Origin of the sequence: Belliella baltica DSM 15883 (assembly GCF_000265405.1) — a bacterium.
Lineage (GTDB): Bacteria > Bacteroidota > Bacteroidia > Cytophagales > Cyclobacteriaceae > Belliella > Belliella baltica.
Map to the genome: position 1 here is coordinate 541,073 of NC_018010.1, position 22,308 is coordinate 563,380.

At 36.7% G+C, this 22,308-nt stretch carries 27 protein-coding genes; 20 read left to right on the forward strand and 7 right to left on the reverse strand.

The genetic code is table 11. The features are described from left to right. Positions 1–58: 58 nt before the first annotated feature. Complete coding sequence (locus tag BELBA_RS02520; RefSeq protein WP_014771185.1) at positions 59–1,954, reverse strand: ABC-F family ATP-binding cassette domain-containing protein; 1,896 nt, start codon at positions 1,952–1,954, stop codon at positions 59–61. A 392-nt stretch (positions 1,955–2,346) separates the two neighbouring features. Between BELBA_RS02520 and BELBA_RS02525 the strand changes: the two genes are divergently transcribed. Genes BELBA_RS02525 through BELBA_RS02540 form a run of 4 tightly spaced genes read left to right on the forward strand, consistent with a single transcriptional unit; the run spans position 2,347 to position 5,009 of the window. Further along, positions 2,347–3,000 carry a DUF2589 domain-containing protein gene (locus tag BELBA_RS02525; RefSeq protein ID WP_014771186.1) on the forward strand — a complete coding sequence of 218 codons (654 nt, stop codon included), beginning with the start codon at positions 2,347–2,349 and terminating at the stop codon, positions 2,998–3,000. Positions 3,001–3,027: 27 nt separating this feature from the next. Continuing rightward, positions 3,028–4,161: a hypothetical protein gene (locus BELBA_RS02530; protein ID WP_014771187.1), complete on the forward strand. Its 1,134-nt coding sequence runs from the start codon at positions 3,028–3,030 to the stop codon at positions 4,159–4,161. 14 nt (positions 4,162–4,175) lie between these two features. Beyond that, the gene (locus tag BELBA_RS02535) at positions 4,176–4,694 is read left to right on the forward strand and encodes a DUF2589 domain-containing protein (RefSeq protein WP_014771188.1); all 519 of its coding nucleotides are present in this window, start codon (positions 4,176–4,178) and stop codon (positions 4,692–4,694) included. 3 nt (positions 4,695–4,697) lie between these two features. After that, entirely contained in the window at positions 4,698–5,009 is a 312-nt protein-coding gene (locus tag BELBA_RS02540) for a hypothetical protein (protein WP_014771189.1), read from the forward strand. A 16-nt stretch (positions 5,010–5,025) separates the two neighbouring features. Here BELBA_RS02540 and BELBA_RS02545 read toward each other — a convergent pair whose 3' ends face one another. After that, positions 5,026–5,346 (reverse strand): hypothetical protein, encoded by a 321-nt coding sequence (locus BELBA_RS02545; protein ID WP_014771190.1) that lies wholly within the window; start codon positions 5,344–5,346, stop codon positions 5,026–5,028. Positions 5,347–5,379: 33 nt separating this feature from the next. On the opposite strand from BELBA_RS02545, the gene BELBA_RS02550 reads away from it, so the two are divergent. Beyond that, a complete protein-coding gene (locus tag BELBA_RS02550) occupies positions 5,380–6,039 on the forward strand; it encodes a hypothetical protein (protein WP_014771191.1) in 660 nt (219 codons plus the stop codon). Between the two features lies 1 nt (position 6,040). Here the strand turns inward: BELBA_RS02550 and BELBA_RS02555 are convergent, their stop codons facing one another. Next, positions 6,041–7,831 carry an ABC transporter ATP-binding protein gene (locus BELBA_RS02555; RefSeq protein ID WP_014771192.1) on the reverse strand — a complete coding sequence of 597 codons (1,791 nt, stop codon included), beginning with the start codon at positions 7,829–7,831 and terminating at the stop codon, positions 6,041–6,043. 147 nt (positions 7,832–7,978) lie between these two features. Here BELBA_RS02555 and BELBA_RS02560 point away from each other — a divergent pair, with 147 nt between their 5' ends. The 7 genes from BELBA_RS02560 to coaE all read left to right on the forward strand — a co-directional run bounded on the left by BELBA_RS02560 (position 7,979) and on the right by coaE (position 13,147). Beyond that, complete coding sequence (locus BELBA_RS02560) at positions 7,979–9,079, forward strand: Glu/Leu/Phe/Val family dehydrogenase (protein ID WP_014771193.1); 1,101 nt, start codon at positions 7,979–7,981, stop codon at positions 9,077–9,079. A gap of 141 nt (positions 9,080–9,220) precedes the next feature. Beyond that, entirely contained in the window at positions 9,221–10,405 is a 1,185-nt protein-coding gene (gene nusB, locus BELBA_RS02565) for a transcription antitermination factor NusB (RefSeq protein ID WP_014771194.1), read from the forward strand. Between the two features lie 7 nt (positions 10,406–10,412). Then, positions 10,413–10,715, forward strand: a complete 303-nt coding sequence (locus tag BELBA_RS02570) for a YtxH domain-containing protein (protein WP_014771195.1) — start codon at positions 10,413–10,415, stop codon at positions 10,713–10,715. A 6-nt stretch (positions 10,716–10,721) separates the two neighbouring features. Further along, positions 10,722–11,255 (forward strand): DUF1573 domain-containing protein, encoded by a 534-nt coding sequence (locus BELBA_RS02575; protein WP_014771196.1) that lies wholly within the window; start codon positions 10,722–10,724, stop codon positions 11,253–11,255. A 2-nt stretch (positions 11,256–11,257) separates the two neighbouring features. Continuing rightward, complete coding sequence (gene yajC, locus BELBA_RS02580; RefSeq protein WP_014771197.1) at positions 11,258–11,575, forward strand: preprotein translocase subunit YajC; 318 nt, start codon at positions 11,258–11,260, stop codon at positions 11,573–11,575. Between the two features lie 8 nt (positions 11,576–11,583). Then, positions 11,584–12,555 carry a YbbR-like domain-containing protein gene (locus BELBA_RS02585; protein WP_014771198.1) on the forward strand — a complete coding sequence of 324 codons (972 nt, stop codon included), beginning with the start codon at positions 11,584–11,586 and terminating at the stop codon, positions 12,553–12,555. Further along, positions 12,542–13,147 carry a dephospho-CoA kinase gene (coaE, locus tag BELBA_RS02590; RefSeq protein ID WP_014771199.1) on the forward strand — a complete coding sequence of 202 codons (606 nt, stop codon included), beginning with the start codon at positions 12,542–12,544 and terminating at the stop codon, positions 13,145–13,147. The genes BELBA_RS02585 and coaE overlap by 14 nt, the downstream gene beginning before the upstream one ends. 15 nt (positions 13,148–13,162) lie before the next feature. Here coaE and BELBA_RS02595 read toward each other — a convergent pair whose 3' ends face one another. Both BELBA_RS02595 and BELBA_RS02600 read right to left on the reverse strand, forming a co-directional pair. Then, positions 13,163–13,411 carry a hypothetical protein gene (locus tag BELBA_RS02595; RefSeq protein WP_014771200.1) on the reverse strand — a complete coding sequence of 83 codons (249 nt, stop codon included), beginning with the start codon at positions 13,409–13,411 and terminating at the stop codon, positions 13,163–13,165. Further along, a complete protein-coding gene (locus BELBA_RS02600) occupies positions 13,404–14,378 on the reverse strand; it encodes a tetratricopeptide repeat protein (protein WP_014771201.1) in 975 nt (324 codons plus the stop codon). Before BELBA_RS02600 ends, BELBA_RS02595 begins: the two co-directional genes overlap by 8 nt. A gap of 82 nt (positions 14,379–14,460) precedes the next feature. On the opposite strand from BELBA_RS02600, the gene BELBA_RS02605 reads away from it, so the two are divergent. From BELBA_RS02605 to hpf, 6 genes are all read left to right on the forward strand, one after another. Then, on the forward strand, positions 14,461–14,955 hold the full coding sequence (locus BELBA_RS02605; protein WP_014771202.1) for a C40 family peptidase: 495 nt from the start codon (positions 14,461–14,463) through the stop codon (positions 14,953–14,955). Between the two features lie 172 nt (positions 14,956–15,127). After that, a complete protein-coding gene (atpD, locus tag BELBA_RS02610; protein WP_014771203.1) occupies positions 15,128–16,630 on the forward strand; it encodes a F0F1 ATP synthase subunit beta in 1,503 nt (500 codons plus the stop codon). Positions 16,631–16,717: 87 nt separating this feature from the next. Beyond that, positions 16,718–16,963: an ATP synthase F1 subunit epsilon gene (gene atpC / locus BELBA_RS02615; protein ID WP_014771204.1), complete on the forward strand. Its 246-nt coding sequence runs from the start codon at positions 16,718–16,720 to the stop codon at positions 16,961–16,963. Between the two features lie 150 nt (positions 16,964–17,113). After that, entirely contained in the window at positions 17,114–17,308 is a 195-nt protein-coding gene (rpsU, locus tag BELBA_RS02620) for a 30S ribosomal protein S21 (protein WP_014771205.1), read from the forward strand. Between the two features lie 258 nt (positions 17,309–17,566). Continuing rightward, complete coding sequence (locus tag BELBA_RS02625) at positions 17,567–18,451, forward strand: tyrosine-type recombinase/integrase (RefSeq protein WP_041779196.1); 885 nt, start codon at positions 17,567–17,569, stop codon at positions 18,449–18,451. 29 nt (positions 18,452–18,480) lie between these two features. Then, entirely contained in the window at positions 18,481–18,786 is a 306-nt protein-coding gene (gene hpf / locus BELBA_RS02630; protein ID WP_014771207.1) for a ribosome hibernation-promoting factor, HPF/YfiA family, read from the forward strand. A 211-nt stretch (positions 18,787–18,997) separates the two neighbouring features. Here the strand turns inward: hpf and BELBA_RS02635 are convergent, their stop codons facing one another. Further along, positions 18,998–20,545: an IS1182 family transposase gene (locus BELBA_RS02635; protein ID WP_014771208.1), complete on the reverse strand. Its 1,548-nt coding sequence runs from the start codon at positions 20,543–20,545 to the stop codon at positions 18,998–19,000. Between the two features lie 85 nt (positions 20,546–20,630). On the opposite strand from BELBA_RS02635, the gene BELBA_RS02640 reads away from it, so the two are divergent. Both BELBA_RS02640 and BELBA_RS20310 read left to right on the forward strand, forming a co-directional pair. Beyond that, entirely contained in the window at positions 20,631–21,983 is a 1,353-nt protein-coding gene (locus BELBA_RS02640; RefSeq protein ID WP_014771209.1) for an ArnT family glycosyltransferase, read from the forward strand. Between the two features lie 2 nt (positions 21,984–21,985). Then, positions 21,986–22,117 carry a hypothetical protein gene (locus BELBA_RS20310; RefSeq protein WP_014771210.1) on the forward strand — a complete coding sequence of 44 codons (132 nt, stop codon included), beginning with the start codon at positions 21,986–21,988 and terminating at the stop codon, positions 22,115–22,117. Positions 22,118–22,142: 25 nt separating this feature from the next. On the opposite strand, the gene BELBA_RS19560 is transcribed toward BELBA_RS20310, so the two are convergent. After that, positions 22,143–22,307 carry a hypothetical protein gene (locus BELBA_RS19560; protein WP_157466046.1) on the reverse strand — a complete coding sequence of 55 codons (165 nt, stop codon included), beginning with the start codon at positions 22,305–22,307 and terminating at the stop codon, positions 22,143–22,145. Position 22,308: the final 1 nt, after the last annotated feature.

The following is a 22,308-nucleotide window of genomic DNA, read 5'->3' on the forward strand; positions in this document are numbered from 1 at the left end:
AGGAGAAATCTCGAACTGGAATTCACACAAAAACATCTACAAGTGAACAATACCTCTCCTACTCAATCCCGTCCAACTCACTCAATTCTAGCCATCTCAACTCTAAAGACTCTACTTCTGAATCAATTTCTTGGATTTTATTGGACCAATCCACGAGTTTTTGATGGTCTTCGGTCCCGGCGCTGATCAATTCTACCACTTTGGCTTTTTCTGAATTCAAAGCTTCAATTTTTCTCGTCAATTCCTCAAACTCCTTTTTTTCCTTAAAAGTAGCTTTTGGCTCTGAATCATTTGTTGGGCTCGTAGCTTGTTCTTTTTTATCTTCTTTGACTGGCTTATCTTCCTTTTGGATTAGTTTTTCCTCTTTTTCCCACTCTCTAAAATCAGTATAGTTTCCAGGGAAATCTTTGATCTGACCTTCTCCTTCAAAAACAAAAAGGTGCTCCACCAATCTGTCCATAAAATACCTATCGTGAGATACAATGATCAAGCAACCTGGAAAATTATCCAAAAATTCTTCCAAAGTATTCAATGTCACAATATCCAAATCATTGGTAGGTTCATCGAGAATCAGGAAATTTGGACTTTTGATCAAAATCATCAAGAGTTGTAACCTTCTTCTTTCTCCTCCACTGAGTTTGGCGATTGGTGTATGCTGTTGCTTGGGCGGAAAACCAAATTTATTCAAAAACTGCGCAACCGTAATGGTTGCTCCCCCAGCGACAGTCACCACTTCTGCGACTTCTTTGACGATGTCGAGTAGTCTTTTTTCCTCATCAAATGAATCTTCTTCTTGTCTGTAATATCCAAAAGCAGTTGTTTGACCTATTGCAACCTTTCCGCTATCAGGCTCAAGCGCACCAGTAATCATATTTAAGAAAGTGGTTTTTCCTGCTCCATTTGGGCCCACAATTCCTATTTTATCCCCTTTCTTGAAGGTATAACTAAAATCTTCAACAATTTTTTTGTCATCAAAAGATTTGTTGAGTTTCTCGATTTCAATGATTTTATTTCCAAGTCTTTGAGAAGTTACAGAAAGTTCTATTTCTCTTTCTTCTCTTTTATTAAATGCTTTCTCCTTTGTTTCTTCGAAAGCATCGACTCTATATTTTGCTTTGGTGCTTCTCGCTTTTGGCTGCCTTCTGATCCAGTCCAACTCTTTTTTATACAAGCTTTTCGCTTTATCCAATTCAGTGGCTTCGATTTCTCTGCGCTCAGCCTTTTTTTCTAAGAAATAACCATAATTTCCCATGTAGCGATGGATACTCCCATTGTCCAACTCAAGGATTTGGTTGGTCACTTTCTCTAGGAAATACCTATCGTGAGTAACCATAAAAAGTGCAAGATTGGCTTTTGAGAGATATTCCTCAAGCCATTCTATTGTTTCTAAATCGAGGTGGTTGGTGGGTTCATCAAGTAAGAGTAAGTCTGGTTTTTCTAAAATTGCTTTTGCCAGAGCAACACGTTTTCTTTGGCCCCCACTTAGATTCCCTACCGAAATATCTGTATCATGCAAACCTAATTTCCCCAAAACTTCCTTTACCTGATACTCAAAATCCCAAGCCTCTAGCTGATCCATTTTTTCAAAAATAGTCTGCAAAAGGTCAGAATTATCTTTCCCATTTTCAGAATCCAACATGGCTTTATGGTAATCTTCAATCACTTTGAGAGTGGCATTGCTACTGCCGTCAAAAATCGTTTGATAAATGCTCAACTCACCAGAAAAAACAGGATTTTGATGAACGTATGCCACTTTGACGTTTTGATTGATAGCTACTTGGCCTGAATCTGGGACTTCTAATCCCATGATGATTTTCATCAAAGTGGATTTTCCTGCTCCATTGATTCCCACTAAGGCCACCTTTTGACCTTGATCTAAGCCAAAAGAAATGTTTTGAAAAAGTTTGCGCTCGCCAAAAGACTTGCTAAGGTTTTCTACTGATAGGTAATTCATGGCGCAAAGATAAGGGAATAAAAGATTGGAAAAATTAAAATTCCCAAATCAGCTCAGAAAGTGATGACTTATTAAAATTTTAAAAAAATATCACCTCTTTATTTAAAGAAGTTTAAATCGAAAACTAACAATCTATCCTGACTCTTAAAGTCACCTTAGATTTTAATAAGAGCGAACTGAGCCATTTTTAATACTTTTTACATCTAAGTAAAGTGAATTTGTATCAATCTCAAGCACCCATCTTAAAGCAAGTAAAATGATAGTATTCAAATATTTTTTTGACAATTATTTTTTCCTTTTCATTTATTTTTTCACAACTTTCTAATATTAAAGTGTTTATAATAATGGTTTTTATTATTTTAATTTTTATTTAATCTTTAAACAATACTATTATGAGTTATGCAAACAGAACCTTAAGGTCATTACCATTCGGAAGAGTCATTGGTGGGCCAATGACAGCAGCCATTCAGGCGCAATCTTTAGCCGCACAGGCCACAGTCAATTTCATCAAGGAAGTTGGATTTACTAGAGAAGACAGTACACCTTCGGCTGGAGAAGCATCAGATGCAAATGGTGATATGGGTGAAGTCAGAAATGTAACCTTCAAGTACAGAAGAAAATCTGTAGCAGGGGAAGGCGGAACTAATGGAGACGGAGAAGAAGAAGTTAACCTAACTGTACCAATTCTGACCATTGTCCCCATTCCCTATATCAGAATTGAAGAAATGACTATTCAATTCACTGCGAACATCACCGAACAGCAAGAATACTCCAGAGGCTCTGCAAACAATAGCAGTGTAGCAACTGATACTTCTATTGATTTCAAGGCGGGAAGCTTTTTATCTCCTGTCAAGTTTGGGTTAAATGCCAAGGTTTCTACTCGCCATAACAAAAGCGAAACAAGCAACTCTAAAACAAATAACTCAACACAATACACTATTGATATAAATTTGAAAGCTGTGCAAGATGAAATGCCTGCTGGCCTTGCTAAAATTCTACACATCATGGAAAATGCGATTTTAGAAAAGCCAGTGACTACTCCTTAACATTTCTCACTTTTAATTCATGATATAATGAGTCAACTAGATAGAATTTTATCTTCGATTTTTAGCGATATCAACACAGCCAAGGCACGGGCAGATATGACTTCAAGAGAAATTGCAAACAGATATATCTCAGACGAAATTCTGCAATATTTTCCCATTCCGCGAGTGGGTATCGACAATTTGGAGGTTGAACTGAAATATGTGATCGAAAATGTAGAAGAAAAGGTAGAAAACACCAATCAGTCTCAGCAGAGGCTGAATGACTTTATCCAAAACTTTTCTGTCAGTACAGCACAAGAGCTGAGAAAGGCCATCTCCAATGAAGCAAAATCCAACGAACTCTATCAAGAGCTAGAAGGCTATCCAGATCAAAACTGGGAATCAAATATTGCTGAAATGCTAACTGGAAGTTTGAAAAGTATCAATTTGAGTACTCCCAATGTTCAAAACACGATTTCAAAAAGCTTTCAATCAATCCAAACAGAAATTAAAGAAGTGGTTCCAAGAGCCAATATTGTAGGTTCATTTGCCTCAATTCCTACCTTGAAAGGAACTTACAGTTTGATTTCTTTGGACGAAAAAGGACAAACTGAATTCAAACTTAAAAATGAATTCACCAATGAAAGAGAAGCCATCACAGAAGCCAAAGGATTGATTGAACAAATTTCAAAAAATCAGCTGAAGATAAGTGAGAGCAAATCATCCGGTACGGTCAACACTGCCAAACTGGTCTCTGGTAATAAACAGTTGGAAATACTTGCAAAAGCTGACCCCAATAGCAGATTCAATCCCAAAGCGCTATTCGATAGTTCTATTGCTAAAAAAGCTGTAGCAGTCAAAAATGCTCCGATCGCTAATTCTTGGGTTCTTGGTAAAAAAATCTCACCACAAGAAGCAAGAAACACAAGTAATGCAGTCCAAGAAAAAGTAGATGAAACACTATTCAATGTCAGTAAAAATCTCTTGAGTAAAAAATCATTGGACTTTCAAAATGGAATTCAAAACATCCTAGACCAAAGTAAAATCACAACATTAAAAATCGCTGTGGATGCCGAAAAGATTTCTAAAGCTAAGCCAGAAAGCGTCCTGACTTTGAAATTCAACCTCAGCGCCAAAGATTTTGCAATGATCAATGAAAGCGATTCACCTTCAAACTTCTAAACTTTCTTTAACCGATGATATCTCCAAGATTTATTTCAGATTTACTAGGCGCCCCAATGGCTGCAATTGTTCAAGCTGAAGCTATTGCTGCAAGAGCAACAGCTGATTTCATTAAAGAAGTAGGCTTTACCAAACCTTCGGATGCATCTGATCTGGAATATGGCAATGTTAGAAATATTACTTTCAATTATTCTAGAAATATTGGCGGAAATGAAGAGGTAGTCACCTCAATTGAGGTCCCGCTATTGACCATCGTTCCGATCCCAATGCTGAAAATAGCTGAAGCGGAAATTGAATTTGACTTAGTCTTATCACAACCAGATACAAAGGACTCTTCTTCTAATTTAAAGAAATCACAGCTAGCAAAAGCAACACCTTTAAAAGCAATTTTCGGAAAAAAACCTCAAGCCGGAAAACCACAAACCACTTCGAATACAGAAGCTAATATGAATGTGAAAATCAAGCTAGCACAATCCGAACCAACTATTGGAGTCATTCAACTTTTAAATATTCTTGAAGCAAACCAAAAATAAGTCATGCCAAATTATTTAAAGAAAATCAATAATTGGTTTCAATCACTATTTACTGCTAAAAAACCAGTTAAGGTAGAAAATAATGCTACTCCTTCAATATCGATTTCTAAAAACCCTGGTCTAAAATGTCCAGAGTGTAGTACACGAATTCCTATAAGTATACAGACGCTGCTCACATCAAACGGAGTCACGTGTCCGAATTGCGATTTAGAATTAGAAATAGACAAAGAAAAGTCTGAGGGCGCACTTCATGCACTTGAAAAACTTCAATCTGGCATTCAGAAGGCTTCTTCTATCCGAAACCAATCAATTTAAAGATAGGATAAACAATTTATTTTTTCCCACTAAAAAGCACGCTAAAAGCATCCCCTAACTGTTTGAATGCATTTTTAAAATGCTTTTGGGACTTCTTTAGATTTGGTTCCACTTCCGTTTTCTTTTCTTGATAAAACTTTTCTGCCCTTGCCTTTCCTTTTTTAAATTCGGCCTGAAGTGTGGTTTCTTTATCTTTTAGTTCTTTGATTTTTTTCTCAATCTCATCTTTTGCCTCTCCGCTTAAATCCGCAGCTTTTTCAATTAATTGTTCTATTTTAGTACCGATATCTTGAAGGAGATTTTCTACCTCGTCGAAACTATTCTTTTTAGCTGTCATGATATTTGATTTAGAATTAAACTCAATTTACGAATGTTATCTGAAATTATTAACAAAATAGAAACGACAAGTCTTCTCAAGCAAAAGTTATTTGAGCAGGTATCTTCATTTTTCACAGAATTAGAAAAAACATGTAGAGAAGTGGCAGTAGCACTTCAAAAAGAATCTCACGAAGTTCCGATCCCTGTAAAAATAGAAAAAATCAATGATTACGAGTTTCTTTTTAGAGTTGGTGGGGATGTTTTGGTTTTTATTCTTCAGAGTAATATTGTGAGGTTATCAGATGATGCTTATATCAGTAAATCAAAGTATCTCAAAGATGATGTTACCTTAAGGTATTTTGGTCAAATCTTAGTTTACAACTTTTTAGCAGACACCCTGACTTATGGAAGACTGGATGATCCGGGTTATTTGATTACTAGAATCCTAATCAACAGAGAAAATCATTTTTTCTTGGAGGGGGATAGGAAAATTGTATTTGAATTTCCCGAGTTAAAAGAAAATCCTATCACTAAAGAAAAAAACAAGAAACTTATCGAAAACCTTCTTCTTTCTGCTTTAAACAATGATTTGCTTGCTCCGAATTTTAATGATATCATGTTAATCAGCTATCATCAAAAATTAGAACATACCTCAAGCATGGGTAATCCAAAGAAAATCGGTTTCGATTTTTTCGCCAAGAATAGAGAATAATTTATTCTTCTATAGCCTCATTATTTTGTGTTTGCTTTTCATAAAGCTCAGCATAAACACCCTTTTTATCCATAAGATAATCATGTGTTCCTTGCTCCACCAGTTTCCCATCATCTAAAACAATAATTTTGTCTGCCAATTTCGCTGAGGATACTCTATGAGATATGATGATAGAAGTTCTATTAACCATGATTTTTTTCAAGGAGTTGAGAATTGCATTTTCTGTTTTAGTATCTACAGCTGATAGACAATCATCCAAAAGTAAAATGCTTGGCTCTTTAGCAATAGCCCGAGCTATAGAAACCCTTTGCTTTTGCCCCCCAGAAAGTGTAATACCCCGTTCCCCTAACTTGGTTTCGAAGCCTTTAGGGAAATCAATGATATTTTCATAAACATCGGCATCTTTTGCAGCTTTTTCGATCTGCTCTGCCTTAAATTCATCTAAGCCAAAGCCAATATTGTTAGCGATTGAATCACTAAAAAGGAAGACATCCTGAGGAACAAATCCTATCTGTTTTCTCAGAGATGCTGTATCATAGACTTGAATATTTCGACCGTCTATATCGATTTGACCGGAAGAAACATCATACATGCGCATGAGCAAATTCGCAATTGTTGATTTCCCAGACCCAGTGGTCCCAATAATTGCTAAGGATTCACCAGAATTGATACTAAAAGAAACATCTTGTAAGGCTTTGATTCCAGAATCAGGATAAACAAAAGATACATTTTTCACTCGTATGTCACCTTTGATCAGAACATCAAGATTCTCTGTGCTGATGATGTCATTTTTTTCATCTAGGAATTCATTGATTCTTTGCTGCGAAGCTGCTGCTCTTTGTATTATACTCGTCACCCAGCCCAAAGAAGTCACAGGCCATGTTAGCATATTGACATAAAGAATAAATTCTGCAATCACACCATAACCAATGGTACCATCAATAACTTGCATTCCGCCCATATATACAGTCAGGATGGTACTGATCCCAATCAAAGCCAAAATCAAAGGGTAAAAAAGAGATTGTACCAAAGTCAACCTAATAGACTTGTCCTTATAATCTTCACTTGCTTTTCTAAAGTCATTGGCACTATCATCTTCTCTTACAAAAGCTTTCAAAACACGAATTCCAGAGAATGCCTCTTGAACAAAAGTACTCAGACCAGACAAGCTTCTTTGGATTTTCTCGGAGCGTTCGTTGATTAGATTATTGACAAAATATATACTGATAGACAAGACTGGAAGTGGCAGTAATGAATAAATGGTTAATTCTACATTGACACTCAACATGTACCCAATGACGAGTGGAAACAAGACAACCAGATTGAGGCCATACATGATAGCAGGGCCTAAATACATGCGAACCCTACTGACATCCTCAGTAATTCTTGCCATCAAATCTCCCGTACTATTTCGGCGATAAAAACTTAGTGGAAGTTTTTGATAATGATCAAAAATTTCGTTTTTCATATCGAATTCGACCAATCTAGACATGATGATGATGGTCTGTCGGATAAGGAAAAGGAAAAAACCTCTGAGCAAGGCCATTACAAGAATCAAGACACCAAAGATAAAAATGAATTTGAGAAAGGCAGACCTTGCTTCAACACTCAATTCACCCTCACTAAATACTTGATAAAAAGTAAAACTTTCTACGACATAATCTATTGCAATTCTTACCAATTGGGCAGGAATTATTACAAAAATATTTGAAATGATAGTAAATAAGATTCCTAATAGGAGGTAACCCTTGTATTTTAACAAATACTTATTTAAGCGCCAAAGTGGTTTCACAAAATAAAAACTTTTAAATCTCTTGATTAGTTTTATTTAACTCTATTAATTGCATTGGTAAAGCCCGAGAAAAATATATAATTTTGCATCGATGAATTTACTTCACAACAATCCCAAATATAACACAATTAAAAATTCCAAGTTCAAATGCTAGATATTAATACTGGTGAAAAAATAAGAGAAGGATCCATCTATGGACAGATCACTTCCCTAGGCCATGAGCAATTGGTCATCTGTTATGATGAACCAACAGGACTGAAGGCAATAATTGGTATTCACAACACCGTCCTTGGCCCAGCATTGGGAGGAACAAGAATGTGGAATTACACTTCAGAAGAAGAGGCCATAACAGATGTTTTGAGGCTTTCAAGAGGAATGACATTTAAAGCAGCCATTTCAGGCTTGAATTTGGGTGGTGGAAAAGCGGTCATTATTGGAGATCCGAAATTGAAAAGCGAAGCATTTCTAAGAAGGTTCGGTAGATTCGTGGATAGTTTAGGAGGTAGGTACATCACAGCTGAAGATGTCAATATGAAAACAAGCGATATGGAGTATATCGCTATGGAAACAAAATACGTGACAGGTCTTCCAGAAGTAAGAGGGGGCGGAGGAGATCCATCTCCAGTTACCGCATATGGAACTTACTTAGGGATGAAATCAGCTGCAAAAAGAGCATTTGGATCAGATTCTTTAGAAGGTAAGCGAATTCTTGTACAAGGAATTGGCCAAGTTGGAAAATACCTAGTCTCTCATCTTACCAAAGAAAATGCAGAAGTATTTATAACTGACATTTACGAAGACAAAGTAATTGAAGTAGCAAAAGCTACAGGAGCTACGGCCATAGACCCTAATACGGTTTATGATTTTGATATGGATATTTATTCTCCATGTGCCCTTGGTGCTACAATCAATGATGACACCATCGATAGATTAAAATGTAGTGTGATTGCTGGCGGTGCAAACAATCAGCTGAAAGATGAAGAAAAGCACGGAAAGATACTTCTAGAAAAAGGTATCATCTATGCACCAGATTTTCTTATCAATTCAGGTGGATTGATCAATGTTTGCGCAGAATTTATGGGTGGGTACAACAGAGAATCTACTTACAAGCATGCTGAGAAAATATATGATATCACTACTTCTATCTTAGACAAATCAGCAGTAGAGAATATTCCATCTCAGCAAGCAGCTATTGAAATGGCTTGGAACAGAATCGAAGCTATGGGAAGAGTAAAACTCCCGTATTGATCTTATAAATAAAATTTATCACCTGGATTATTTAGTCAATCTAAGTAATTCAGGTGATTTAGTATCAAATAATGGCATTTGACGAATCCATTTCAAAACCTTCGTCGAAAATATTTATATTTACGTTCTTTAAAATCAGGTATGTTAAACAGAAGAATACTCCGAGTTAAGGCTTTTCAAAATCTCTATGCTTACGAGCAATGTAAAGCCTCAAATTTCAATCTTGCAAAAGATCAAATAAAAGAGGCCTTTCTTCCTGATTTGAACAGCATGGAAGTTCAAGACAAGCCTCAGCTTAAAAAAGATGCTGAAATTGCTGTCTCACTTTTTTCCAAAAACCTGAAAAACAAATCTCTTGTATCTCAAGAAGAGGTCAGCACCAAGATCAAATCCGAGGCGATTAAGGCGATCAATGTTTACCATAGGTCAAATGAAAAGGATTATGAATTTTTACTGAAAAACATGATCAGTTCTGCTGAGATGATTCCACAACTTTACTTGAATTCAATGCTACTTTTGGTTGCCTTTGGTGAGCATGTAGAAAAAGAGGCGGAAAGAAAAAAGAAAATCTCTTCTGATCAAATCACTGGAAGCAGCAGTGAACTTAACCTAGCCAAGAATGTTATTTTAAATAAGTTAAAGAGTCTTGCAGAATTCGAAACAGCAATAATTCGCTATGATGCTAAGTTGGATGATTTAGAGTTAGAAATCAAAGAATGGTTTAGAGACTATATAAAGCCTTCTGAACCTTACCAAGAGTACATCAAAATAAGTCAGCCAAGCAGAGAAGATGATTATAAAATTTTGGAATCGATCTTGAAGAAAATCATTTTCAAGAATGATACAATCCTCAACTTCTTTTCTGAAAAAGACATGAATTGGACTGAAAACAAATCTATCGTACGAAGTCTAGCGAGCAAGGTGATCAGAAACGTGTATGAACAGCTAGAAGAAGGAGTGGAATTACTTCCTGAAATTGCCATGAACTGGGAAGATGATAAGGAATTCTTCCAAAATATCTTTAACTTGAGCATCGAAAATGAAGATTTGAACAAAGAATTAATTGCTAAAAAAACCCAAAACTGGGATATTGAAAGAATTGCATTTACAGATAAGATTATCATGTCTATGGCAATCACTGAAATGAAAAATTTTCCAAGTATTCCAGTAAAAGTAACAATCAACGAGTATATAGATATTTCTAAAACTTATAGTACACCAAAAAGCAAACAGTTCGTAAATGGGCTTTTGGATGTTTTATCAAAAGAAATGATAGAAAATGGTGAAATTAAGAAAAGTGGAAGAGGTCTTTTAGATAATAAATAATAAAAATATGAGCAAAAGCAGTAGTGGATGGATCGCATTTTTAGCTGGAGCCGGAATAGGCGCAGCTTTGGGGGTTCTGTTTGCCCCTGATTCAGGAAAAAACACAAGGGACAAATTATCCTATCAATTGTCACGGTATAGAGAAGAGCTAGAGGAGCTTATCCAAGACCTTAAAGAAGGTAAAAATATGCCTTTGAACGAAGCAAAAACAGAAGGAAATAAAGTTATCTCAGAAGCAAAAAATAAAGCTGAAAATCTTCTCAGCGATGTAAATAAACTTATTGAACAAATAAATCAAGAAGCTAATTAATTCATTATGAAATACTTAAATTTATCAGCGTTATTACTAGTCGGAACGATGACAGTTTCCAGCTGTAGCAATAATGACCAATCAGAAAAGATTGCTGCTTTAGAGCAAAAAATCGCCCAAATGGAAAATGCAACGGCAGTTCCTGCAAATGTACAAACTAGTACTGCAATAGATCCTTCTACTTTAGGAGTATTCAGCTTTGAAGAAGTGGAGTATGATTTTGGTACTATTGCCGAAGGAAAAATAGTGGAACATGTCTTTAATTTTGTCAATGAAGGCCAAGCACCTTTAGTAATTTCAAATGTAACTGCCTCTTGTGGTTGTACTACTCCTGATTATACTAAAACGCCAGTTAAGCCAGGTGAAACAGGATTTGTAAAAGTTGCATTTAACTCTACTGGTAAGCCAGGTACACAAGCGCCAACAGTAAGTATTCAAGCTAATACGAGTCCAAATGTCAATAGATTGAGACTAAAAGGAAATGTAACACCAAAATCAACAGCAAGCGCCGCAGGTCAATTTGGCCCTGTTAAAAAGTAATTATGAACAATTTTATTTTATTGCAAGCAGAAGGTGCTGGTGGAGGCATCATGGGTCAGGTATTCTTATTTGGTTCGATCATATTGATCATGTATTTCTTCATGATCAGGCCACAACAGAAAAAACAAAAAGAATCTAAAAATTTCCTTGAAGAAGTTAAAAAAGGTGACAACGTGGTGACAATCGGTGGAATACATGGAAAAATCTATGCTATCGAAGGAGATACAATTACACTTGAACTCGACAAAGGATTAAAAATCAAAGTTGAAAAGTCCGCTATCTCGTTGGACTTTACCAAAAGAGCAAACGGAACAAAATAATTTGTCCCTTGACGAAACTAAAAAAATTCTTTTCTACAGACAACCCTAGAAAGGTTGCAAATATGAAAGTGGTAGCCCTATGTTTTCTAGCGGCTGCCACTTTCTGGTTTTTGAATGCCCTGAATAAGGACAATTATAATACTGTTGTAGATTATCCTATTGAGATCATTTATGACAAGGAAGAATTTATGGCAGTGCAGGAGTTACCCGCAAAAATCAAAATCGAAATCAATGGCAATGGCTGGGATTTGTTAAGGAAATATTTCAATTTCAATGACAGTCCTTTTCTGATTGAGATAAACAATCCTGCTACTAAGAATTACATTTTGACTTCAGAAATTAGAAGAAGCTTGGCAGAGAATATCAGTCCAACTACTTTGGTTTCTATGGTTTCTGATACGATCAAATTCAAAATCGACAAAATTGTCACAAGAAAAATAAAAGTCGAAATAGACACTACTCAAAATACACTAGCAAATAACTTTAGGCTTGCCAATGGCTTTGTGATTGATCCAGAAATCATCGATATCAAGGGGCCGACATCAGCGCTAGAAAAACTAGATGGAAAAATAAAAGTTGCTTTATCAGAGAATAAGATCAATTCAAATTTCAACAAAATCATTCCTATTACGATCCCTGAGGAACTGACAGACTTCTTGACAATAGAGGAGGAAAGCGTTTTGGTAAAATTTGATGTCGTACAATTTTTAGAAGGAAATAAGAGGTTAAAGATTAGCAAAACTAATTTTCCAGAAAATGTCTCTTTGCTTCAAGAGCCAAATAATATTATGATGTATTATTTAATTGATGAAAGAAAAGTCGAAGAGCTAAAAAGCATAGATTTCGAGGCAGTATTAAATTATGCCAATAGAAATAAACAAGACAGCACAATCGAAGTGCTTGTCAGACCGAGGCCGACAATTTTAGAAAATATCAGAGTAGAACCCTCTGTATTTAGGTTAAAATATGACGAAAAATAAGCCGATTTTAATAGGCATTACTGGGGGAATTGGCTCTGGAAAGTCCACAGTAGCTAGGATTTTTTCGATTCTTGGAATACCCATTTATTATGCAGATGATAGAGCAAAGTGGCTGATGGAAAACAATGAAAATCTCATTGCAGGAATCAAAGCAGCTTTTGGTGAGGAATCTTTTTTTGAAAATGGAAAACTAAATAGGAAATTCTTATCCACTGAAGTCTTTGGCTCTCCTGAAAAAACTAAGATCATCAATAATCTTGTTCATCCGGCAGTAAAAAAAGATTTTGAAGCATGGTCAAGTTCACAAAACGCACCTTATGTTCTCAAAGAAGCTGCTTTACTTTTTGAAACAGGTTCTTACAAAGAGCTTGACAAAATAATAACGGTCACCTCTCCTATCAAAGTCCGAATCAATAGAGTCCTGATGCGAGATCCTCATCGGTCGGAGGAGCAAATCCATGCAATCATTGATCAGCAAATGCCTGATGAAGAAAAAACTTCCAATAGTGATTTTATTATAAAAAATACGGACAATAAACTTTTGATTCCTCAGGTACTTAAGCTACATGAAAGTCTTTTGAAATTAGTCTAGAAAGACTGATTGATATTAGCATTCCACATTGATATGGATTTGATCAAGATAGAATTTCATTCTGGTATGCTCTCGATTCAAAAAATCAATCTTATCAATTCTATCTTGTTTATGATTATAGAAAACCTCCACATAGTCATTTCCCAAAAGGTATAAATTGACCTTATGTGTGTAATACCTAATGGCCACGACGAAGGTTCCATCCAGATACAGTTTTTGAATTTTGCTTTGTAAGGTAAGCTTTTTGAAATCTTCTCTACTCATTCAATAATTTTGCTAATTCCATTTCTGATGCAATATACCCAAATGCAGACCAATATCCAGTTTTTATCACATTTTGAAATATAGATTTGGCTTGAGAAGTATCACCTTGAGAAAGGTAATAATTACCCAAACCATAACCTTGCGTGACATATTGTAGTTTTTGTTCATCACTTGTCATTTCAACTGAAAGCAGGGCTTCAGGAGTCAATTTCCCTTTGTACAACAACAACCTTTTGAAATAGGCATCATTTTCTATGATTTCCATATTTACCTTGATCGATTTGAGCAATTCCCGAGCCTCTGAATCACGACCAAGTTTTTGGAGCGTCATGTAATACCAATCTAATGTTGCCACAATCAGGTCGTCGTTATTAGATACTTTCAAACACTCTTGATACGCTTTTAGAGCATTTTCCCAATCGGCTTTGAGGTAGTGCGCAAGCCCCAAATGGTACCAAACATTAAACTGAATATTGGATAAGGGAATATTCAATTTATTGGGCATACCATCTTCTTCAATCTGAATTTCTACTCCCTCCATAAGTTGGGATGCAGTATTGAAATCTTCAATGGCCTTATCAAATTTTCTAATTGAAATATATCGGTGTCCTCGATGACGATATGGTTCATAGGCATCAGGATGCTCAGAAATAGCTTTGGTAAATGTTCTGATTGCCAAATCATACCTACTCAGATATGCTTCTCTCCTACCAATCCAGATCAAATTCTCTAGTGTAGAATTATCTGAATATGCATCTTCAGCATCTTGTAATTTGACGAGTTGATCCTTTTGCGATACCGAATCTACAATTGTGAACAAAGAGTCTCCTAGAAGGCTTGTAGCTTGGAAGACTTTTTCCTCAGGAACGATAAAATTATTTCTTGATTTTTGTATATTCTCGTCGCGGCCACTACATGCAACAAAAATTAAGAGGAGGAGTACAAAAAAACCAGATTTCAAATTCATAGCTGTGGATTTTCTTATTCATTAAAACTTTGAAACATTAATATTGGTACGTATACTTGAATTTAATTAGTTTCTAGTGAAAATGAAGATAAAACCAAGAAAATTTTACAAGATTAGAAGTCTATTCCTCTTTATTTCGATTTTTTCACTTTTTCACTTATCCTCCTGCTCTTCTACAAAGAAAATCAGAAGACAAAACATCAATCAAGTAGTAGAAACAGCCAAGTCATATCGAGGAACTCCCTACCGGTATGGAGGTACAACACGTTCGGGGATTGATTGTAGCGCTTTGATTTTTCATGCATTTTCAAGTGTGGGGGTTACGATGCCGCGAACATCAGAGCAACAAAGCAAAATCGGCAAAAAAATAGCTGAGAGAAATCTAGAAAAAGGAGATGTTGTATTTTTTGCTACTGGAAGAAAAAAAAGGCAAGTGACACATGCGGGAATTGTAACAGCTAATTCAAGAGGGCAAATTTGGTTTATCCACTCATCTACATCATTAGGAGTCACAGAAGACAATCTGAACAACAGCTATTGGTCAAAAGCATATTTATTTGGGAGAAGAGTATTCTGAGCAATAATTCTCAAAACAAATGGTAATTAAACTTCTAGAAATAAGAAGTTCCAATAAAAAGCCCAACAATACACGATTTAATTTCCAAACATCCTTTGGTATTAAGCTTTTATAATTAATTTTGCACTCGAATTAATAAAGCGTCATTCCCTTTTTACATCAATACATAAAAATGGCAAATCTTGGTAAAATAACGCAGGTAATTGGTCCAGTAGTGGATATCTCTTTTGAAGGAGGTAAATTACCTAATATCCTTGATGCACTTGAAATAACCAAAGAAAACGGTCAAAAAGTGATCTTGGAAGTTCAGCAGCACTTGGGTGAAGACAGAGTAAGAACTATTGCGATGGATTCTTCAGAAGGTATGGTAAGAGGCATGGTAGCAACCGACTTAGGTGCTCCTATCTCTGTACCGACGGGTGAAGGTATCAAAGGTCGTCTTTTCAACGTAGTTGGAGAGGCTATCGATGGTCTTCCACAGCTACCTGCTGGCAAGAGACTCCCGATTCACAGATCAGCTCCTAAGTTTGAAGATCTTTCAACTGCTACAGAGGTACTTTATACGGGTATCAAAGTGATTGACTTGATTGAGCCTTATGCAAAAGGTGGTAAGATTGGTCTTTTTGGTGGTGCTGGTGTAGGTAAAACTGTATTGATCCAAGAATTGATCAACAACATCGCAAAAGCATATTCAGGTCTTTCAGTATTCGCTGGTGTAGGTGAAAGAACTCGTGAAGGAAATGACCTTTTGAGAGAAATGATCGAGTCTGGCATTGTTACATATGGAGATGATTTCGTACACTCCTTAGAAACAGAAGGTGGATGGGATCTTTCAAAAGTAGATTTGAAAAAATTAGAAGAATCTAAAGCAACTTTCGTCTTCGGCCAAATGAACGAACCTCCTGGGGCTCGTGCTAGAGTAGCCTTGACAGGATTGACTTTGGCTGAATACTATAGAGATGGCGAAGGCGATGGAGCAGGTAAAGATATCCTATTCTTTATTGACAACATCTTTAGATTTACACAAGCTGGTTCTGAAGTATCTGCACTTCTTGGGCGTATGCCATCTGCCGTGGGTTATCAACCAACATTGGCAACTGAAATGGGTACCATGCAAGAGAGAATTACTTCTACTAAAAATGGCTCTATCACCTCAGTACAAGCAGTATATGTTCCTGCAGATGATTTGACCGATCCAGCCCCAGCGACTACCTTCGCTCACTTGGATGCTACCACTGTACTTTCTAGAAAGATTGCAGAATTGGGTATCTATCCTGCTGTGGATCCTTTGGATTCAACTTCTAGAATCCTTTCTCCAGAAATTCTTGGAGAGGAGCACTACGGATGTACTCAAAGAGTTAAAGAGATTTTACAGAGATATAAAGAACTTCAGGATATCATCGCCATCTTGGGTATGGAAGAACTTTCTGAAGAAGATAAATTGGTCGTGCATAGAGCTAGAAGGGTACAGAGATTCTTGTCTCAGCCATTCCACGTAGCAGAGCAATTTACAGGTCTAAAAGGAGTTTTGGTAGATATCAAAGATACCATCAAAGGCTTCAATATGATCATGGATGGTGAATTAGATCACTTACCGGAAGCAGCGTTCAACTTGGTAGGCAGCATTGATGATGCTATCGCAAAAGGTGAAAAAATGCTTGCTGAAGTAAAATAAGTGAAAGAAATCAGTTATTAGTTATCAGTCTTTGCGAACTACCTTACTAATAAACCAATAACTATTCACTCAATAACTAAAACAAAAATGCAACTAGAGATAGTAACACCAGATAAAAAAGTATTTCAGGGAGAAGTCTCTGAAGCAAGCTTTCCAGGAGCAAATGGTGCTTTTCAGGTTTTGAAAAATCACGCCCCATTGGTTTCTGCTTTGGCTAAAGGAGCAGTTTCCTTTACAACCAAAGAAGGCAAGCAAAGCATGATCGTAGATGGTGGTGTTGTAGAAGTAAAAGACAACAATATCGTACTACTTGCTGAAAAAGTGATATCGTAATACTTACTGATAGATCAAAACTTTTGAGAAAAAGCTCGATGTACATCGAGCTTTTTCTTTTTTGGTAAAGAGTATAAACATTAATGAACAATTATTTTTTAACCAAATAATATTCCCTACCTTTGCAACCCTGAAAGGAGGTGTAAACATATGATCATAGTCAACGTAAAAGAAAACGAATCTATCGAGAAAGCGCTTAAGCGTTTTAAAAAGAAGTTCGATAAAACTGGTGCTGTAAGAGAACTTAGAGCAAGACAGCATTTTGTAAAACCTTCTGTTAAAAACAGAGAGCAGAGAATTAAAGCTGCTTACAAACAAATGTTACAAACTGAAGAAGCAAAATAATATTATTTATTGTTTGCTATCTTTTTGAGATACACTCAATTGGCGCATCTACCGAAAGTGGATGCGCTTTTTTTGGCTTAATATTTTTTATTTGATCATTCCTCAACACAAGTGAGAAGAAAAGAACATAGAAGAAGACCATGAGTTTCTTATATCTTGCTTCACTATTTAATTTTAAAATATTTCAATTCTATTTCTGCTACATCTTTACCATATTCCATTTAAAATAATTAAATTGATGTGCACGAAAGCCATTACATGATTGCATCTTTTATCAATTTCTTAACATATGAAAAGCGAGCAAGTCAACACACTGTGCTTGCTTACCAAAAAGATTTAGAACAGTTTGAAGAGTTTTGTGCTCAATCATTTGATGCTAAAGATATCAGTTTTGTTGGGCATGCTGAATTGCGAGCTTGGATTGTTGATTTAGTGGAGCAAGAGTTAAGTCCCAGCACTGTCAATAGAAAAATAGCCACACTGAGGTCTTTTTATAAATTTTTATTGCGCTCAGGAGAGATTTCTAAAGATCCAACTTACAAGCTTCGAATACTCAAAACCCCTAAAAGGCTACCTGAATTCGTTCAAGAAGAATCCATTGAAAAAATCATGGATCAAGATATTTATACACCAGATTTTGATGGTCAAAGAGATAGGATGGTCATGGAATTCTTATACCTGACGGGAGTTCGACTTTCAGAATTACTAAGCTTGAGATGGAGGGATATTAATCTAATTGAAGACCATGTGAAAGTACTTGGAAAAAGGAAAAAAGAAAGAATAATACCCATCACAAATGGGCTCAAAAAAAATTTAATTTCGTATAAAAAAATATTTGAAGAAACATTTCATTTTCTAGACGAGAGTGACTATTTTATCGTTACAAATACAAAAGAACCCGCCTATCCTATGAAGATATACCGCATCGTAAGACACTATTTAGATCTTTTTGCGCAGACTTCTAAGCGGAGTCCTCATTTACTCAGACATACCTTTGCCACTCATTTGCTAAATAAAGGGGCAGACTTAAATGCAGTCAAAGACTTGCTTGGCCATGCTAATTTGGCAGCTACGCAAGTTTATACGCATAACTCAATGGAAAAACTTAAGGCTGTGTTTGATCAAGCACATCCAAAAGCGTAATATAAGTTTAACTTTAAACAAATACCGTTATGAAACTTCAAATGCATTCTATTCACTTCGATGCCGATCGCAAGCTGACAGACTTTATTCAAAGAAAAGCAGACAAGCTTGATACCTTCTACGATCGCATTATTGACGGAGAAGTTTTTATGAGACTCGACAAAAACGAAAAAAACGCAAATAAAATAGTGGAAATCAAACTGAATGTGCCAGGAAAACAACTCTTTGCCAAAAATCAAAGTGACTCATTCGAAGGCGCAGCAGATGAAGCCATAGAAGGACTAAGAAGACAAATCAAAAAATTCAAAGAAAAAGTGGTCTTAGCAAATCAATAAAACCCATAAAATTCTGACAAAGAGGCTGTCTCAAAAGTAAATTTGAATAAATTTAAATTTTAAAAACAGCCTAATTTAGCAATAGAGGCCGATTTTCAACAAATCGGCTTCTTATTTTTTGAACTCTGGTCAAAAAGCATGGTTTATTACTCTATCTGATTTGGTGATGTTTCTCTTATATTTTTGATTTAAATCTTCCCGAAAATGATAATTATGCTGCTTTTGCTGCCTTTCTGGAAAGGTTGTGGGCGATTGCATGAAGACCTGTTTCAATTTCCACCTTTTCCAGTCCCCTGAGCACATACCTCTTCATCCCCTTGTTTTGCTTAAGGTGTCCGAATACAGGTTCGACGTCTGTGGCCCGCTGCTTTCTTTTTTGGATTCCCTCGGGAGAGGTCAGCTTTTGTTTTGCTTCTGATTTATACCGTTCCAATGCCCTGTTGACTTCAATGGTTTTGTTTCCCTTTCCCGGCCTGCAGGAAGCAGCCAAAGGACATCCCACACATTTTGATGCCGTATATCTTGCGTATTCTTGTTTGTATCCTGTCGCTGTTGTCCTGGTTCTGGTACCGTTCCTTTCCATTGGCTGTCCCATCGGGCAGATATACCTGTCCTTTTGGCTGTCGTAATACAGGTTTTCAAGTAGTCTGTATTCCCTGTTTTTCCTGTTTTCTTCTCTGAGTTCTTTATGGAAGTAATTATACTTTACATAAGCTGATGTACCGTTCTGCTCGAGGGCGGCATAATTTTCCTCGCTTCCGTACCCCGCATCGGCAGTCAGTGTTTCGGGGTAAGCTCCGTACATCTGCCGATAGGCATTCATATGTGGGATAAGTGTGGTGGTATCGTTGGGTTTTTGGTGCAGGGTATAGTTGACCACAAAGTGTCCGTGGGTACTGAGCTGAAGGTTATAGCCGGGTTTAAGCTGCCCGTTTTTCATGTGATCTTCCTTCATCCGCATAAAAGTGGCATCTTCATCAGTTTTTGAATAGCTGTTGCGTTCCTGTAAGGTCTCCTCCTTCTGTTCATATTCGGCAAGCTTTCCTGGCCAGTTTTTCTCTGCATACCTGAGCTTCTGTCTCACTTTGGGATCAACTTCTTTGCCCTGTAGTGCCGTGTTGATCTTCTCAACGGTTTCAAGTACTTTTTGGGGACTGGGATTCTCAAACTTCTCTTCGGGCTGTCCGAGTTCTTCCTTTGCCGTTTCGGCAGCGTAATCCCAGAGCTCCTGAAGCTGCTTTGCAATCCTCTCCCTGCTCTTCTTGACAGCCTTTCCCCAGACAAAGGTGTACCTGTTGGCGTTGGCCTCTATTTTAGTCCCGTCTGTATAAACGTCTTTTATGTCCAGAAGCCCTTCGTCGTAAAGCATGAGCACTACCTGTGAAAAAATCTCCCGGATCACTTCACGGAGCTTTTCCCCCCGGAAACGGTTGATGGTATTATGGTCGGGTCGCTGCATGCCCGAGAGCCACATGAAACCGATATTTTCACGGACAGCTTTCTCAAGCTTACGGGAGGAATAGCAGTTTTCCAGATAACCGTATATTAGTACCTTCAACAGCATACGGGGATGGTAACTGCTCGCTCCCATATTGCTGTACTGCGAAAAGATCGGCTGGATGTTTATCTTGTCTACGACCGTGCTGACTACACGGACGGGATGCTCTGATGGAAGAAGGTCACCCAAATTGTGGGGAAGGAGCATCAACTGGTTGTGATCATAGTCTTTAAAGACTATATTTGAGTCTTGTTTTTGCACACCTCAAAATAACAATTTTGAGTTAAACAAGAAAAAGGCTACCCGAGAAATTTGGTAGCCTTTCATTTTTTTTAAAAAGAGACTTATGAGACAGCCTCTTCTTTTTTTAGCATATTTGCAATGTAAATATGCCCAGATGAAGAACTTTACTTTTGATAGAAACCTTACACTCATAATCCTTTCCCTGATAGCTGTTTTAAAACTGGTTTACTTTAGCTTTTCTAACCACAGTATTTTCACAGAAGAGGCTCAATATTGGCTCTGGTCTAAGCATTTAGATTGGAATTATTATTCCAAACCCCTAATGATTGCTGTGTATAACTTTATCAGCACAACCATCTTTGGGGACACGGATTTCGCCATCAAATTCAATGCTGTGCTGTTCAGCTTTTTGACAGCTTGGGTGGTATTTGAACTTACTCTTACGATCTACAAAAAAACAAATATTGCTTTTTGGTCAGCCATGATGCTTACTGTCATGCCCTTTTTTCATCTTGGATCGATATTTCACACTACAGACTCTTCACTCTATTTTTTCTGGATATTGAGTTTGTATTTGATCTGGAAAGCTTTAGAATCAGATCGATTGAAGTGGTGGATTCTTGCAGGGATTGCGACAGTTTTTGGAATTCTTTCTAAAAATATCATGGTCTTGACATTGCCGATTTTAGGACTTTACCTTCTTTTAACTGACAAAAAAAGATTCTTCACCAAAGGTCCTTGGCTTTATGTCTTAGTCTCTTGCCTTTCTCTCCTTCCAATTCTTATCTGGAACTTTCAAAATGATTTTGTCACATTCAAACACGTAGGCACTTTAGGCGGTGTAGAAGGGGAAAAGAAAAGTCTCACTTTAATTCAATCACTAAAATATATAGGTGAGTACCTTGGTGGTCAACTTGGTTTTCTCTCTCCATTTTTTATTCCTATCCTGTGGATGAGTTTCAAAAAAGCCAAACTCAGAACAGATTCAAGAACACTTTTCCTAATTCTTCCACCCTTAGTTGTATGGACGCTCTTTTTTCTAATGGCTATATTCAAAAATGTATATGTCAATTGGCCGGCATTTGGGATGCTTACCTTGCCTATTGTTCTAGCTCAATTTTTAGATGACGCCTCTATAAAATGGAGAAAATACACATTGATTGCCGGGATATTGACAGGTTCACTTTTATTAATACTCTTCTTCCCGGCTCCTTTTGATGCTATCGGGTTCAAAAATGTCCTCAAACCATCGAAAGATCCAATGAATCGGTTAGCTGGATATAGAGAAATGGGAGAGCGGATTGACTTTCTAAAAGACAGCTTGCTGCTTCAAGACTCTTTTATCTTCAGCGACAGCTATCATCTTTCTTCTGAGATGGCATTCTATGTTCAAGACAATCCACAAACATTCAATATCAATCTAGGTAGAAGAAAAAAGAAATTCAAAATGCTGTAGAAATGGGTTTTGATCGGAAAATGCTCGAAGAAAAGTTCTACACCATATACCGAGGAGATACAGTAAAAACTTACATCATCGCCGTATTTGAGAATCTAAATCATATTGAAGAGGTAGAAACCAACAGCTATTGATTTGATTTATTAAAAATGAAATTTTCTAGATTGGCTTTGCCCAATAGAATTTCTTGCCAGTTTTCAATTTTACTTCCTCAGCATTTCCATCCCAGATTCCTTTGAACATCTGAGTGAAGAATTTCGGATCCCAGTTAAGAGATGCCAATTCCACACTATATTTGTCTGTGGGTAACTTGGAGAGATGCATA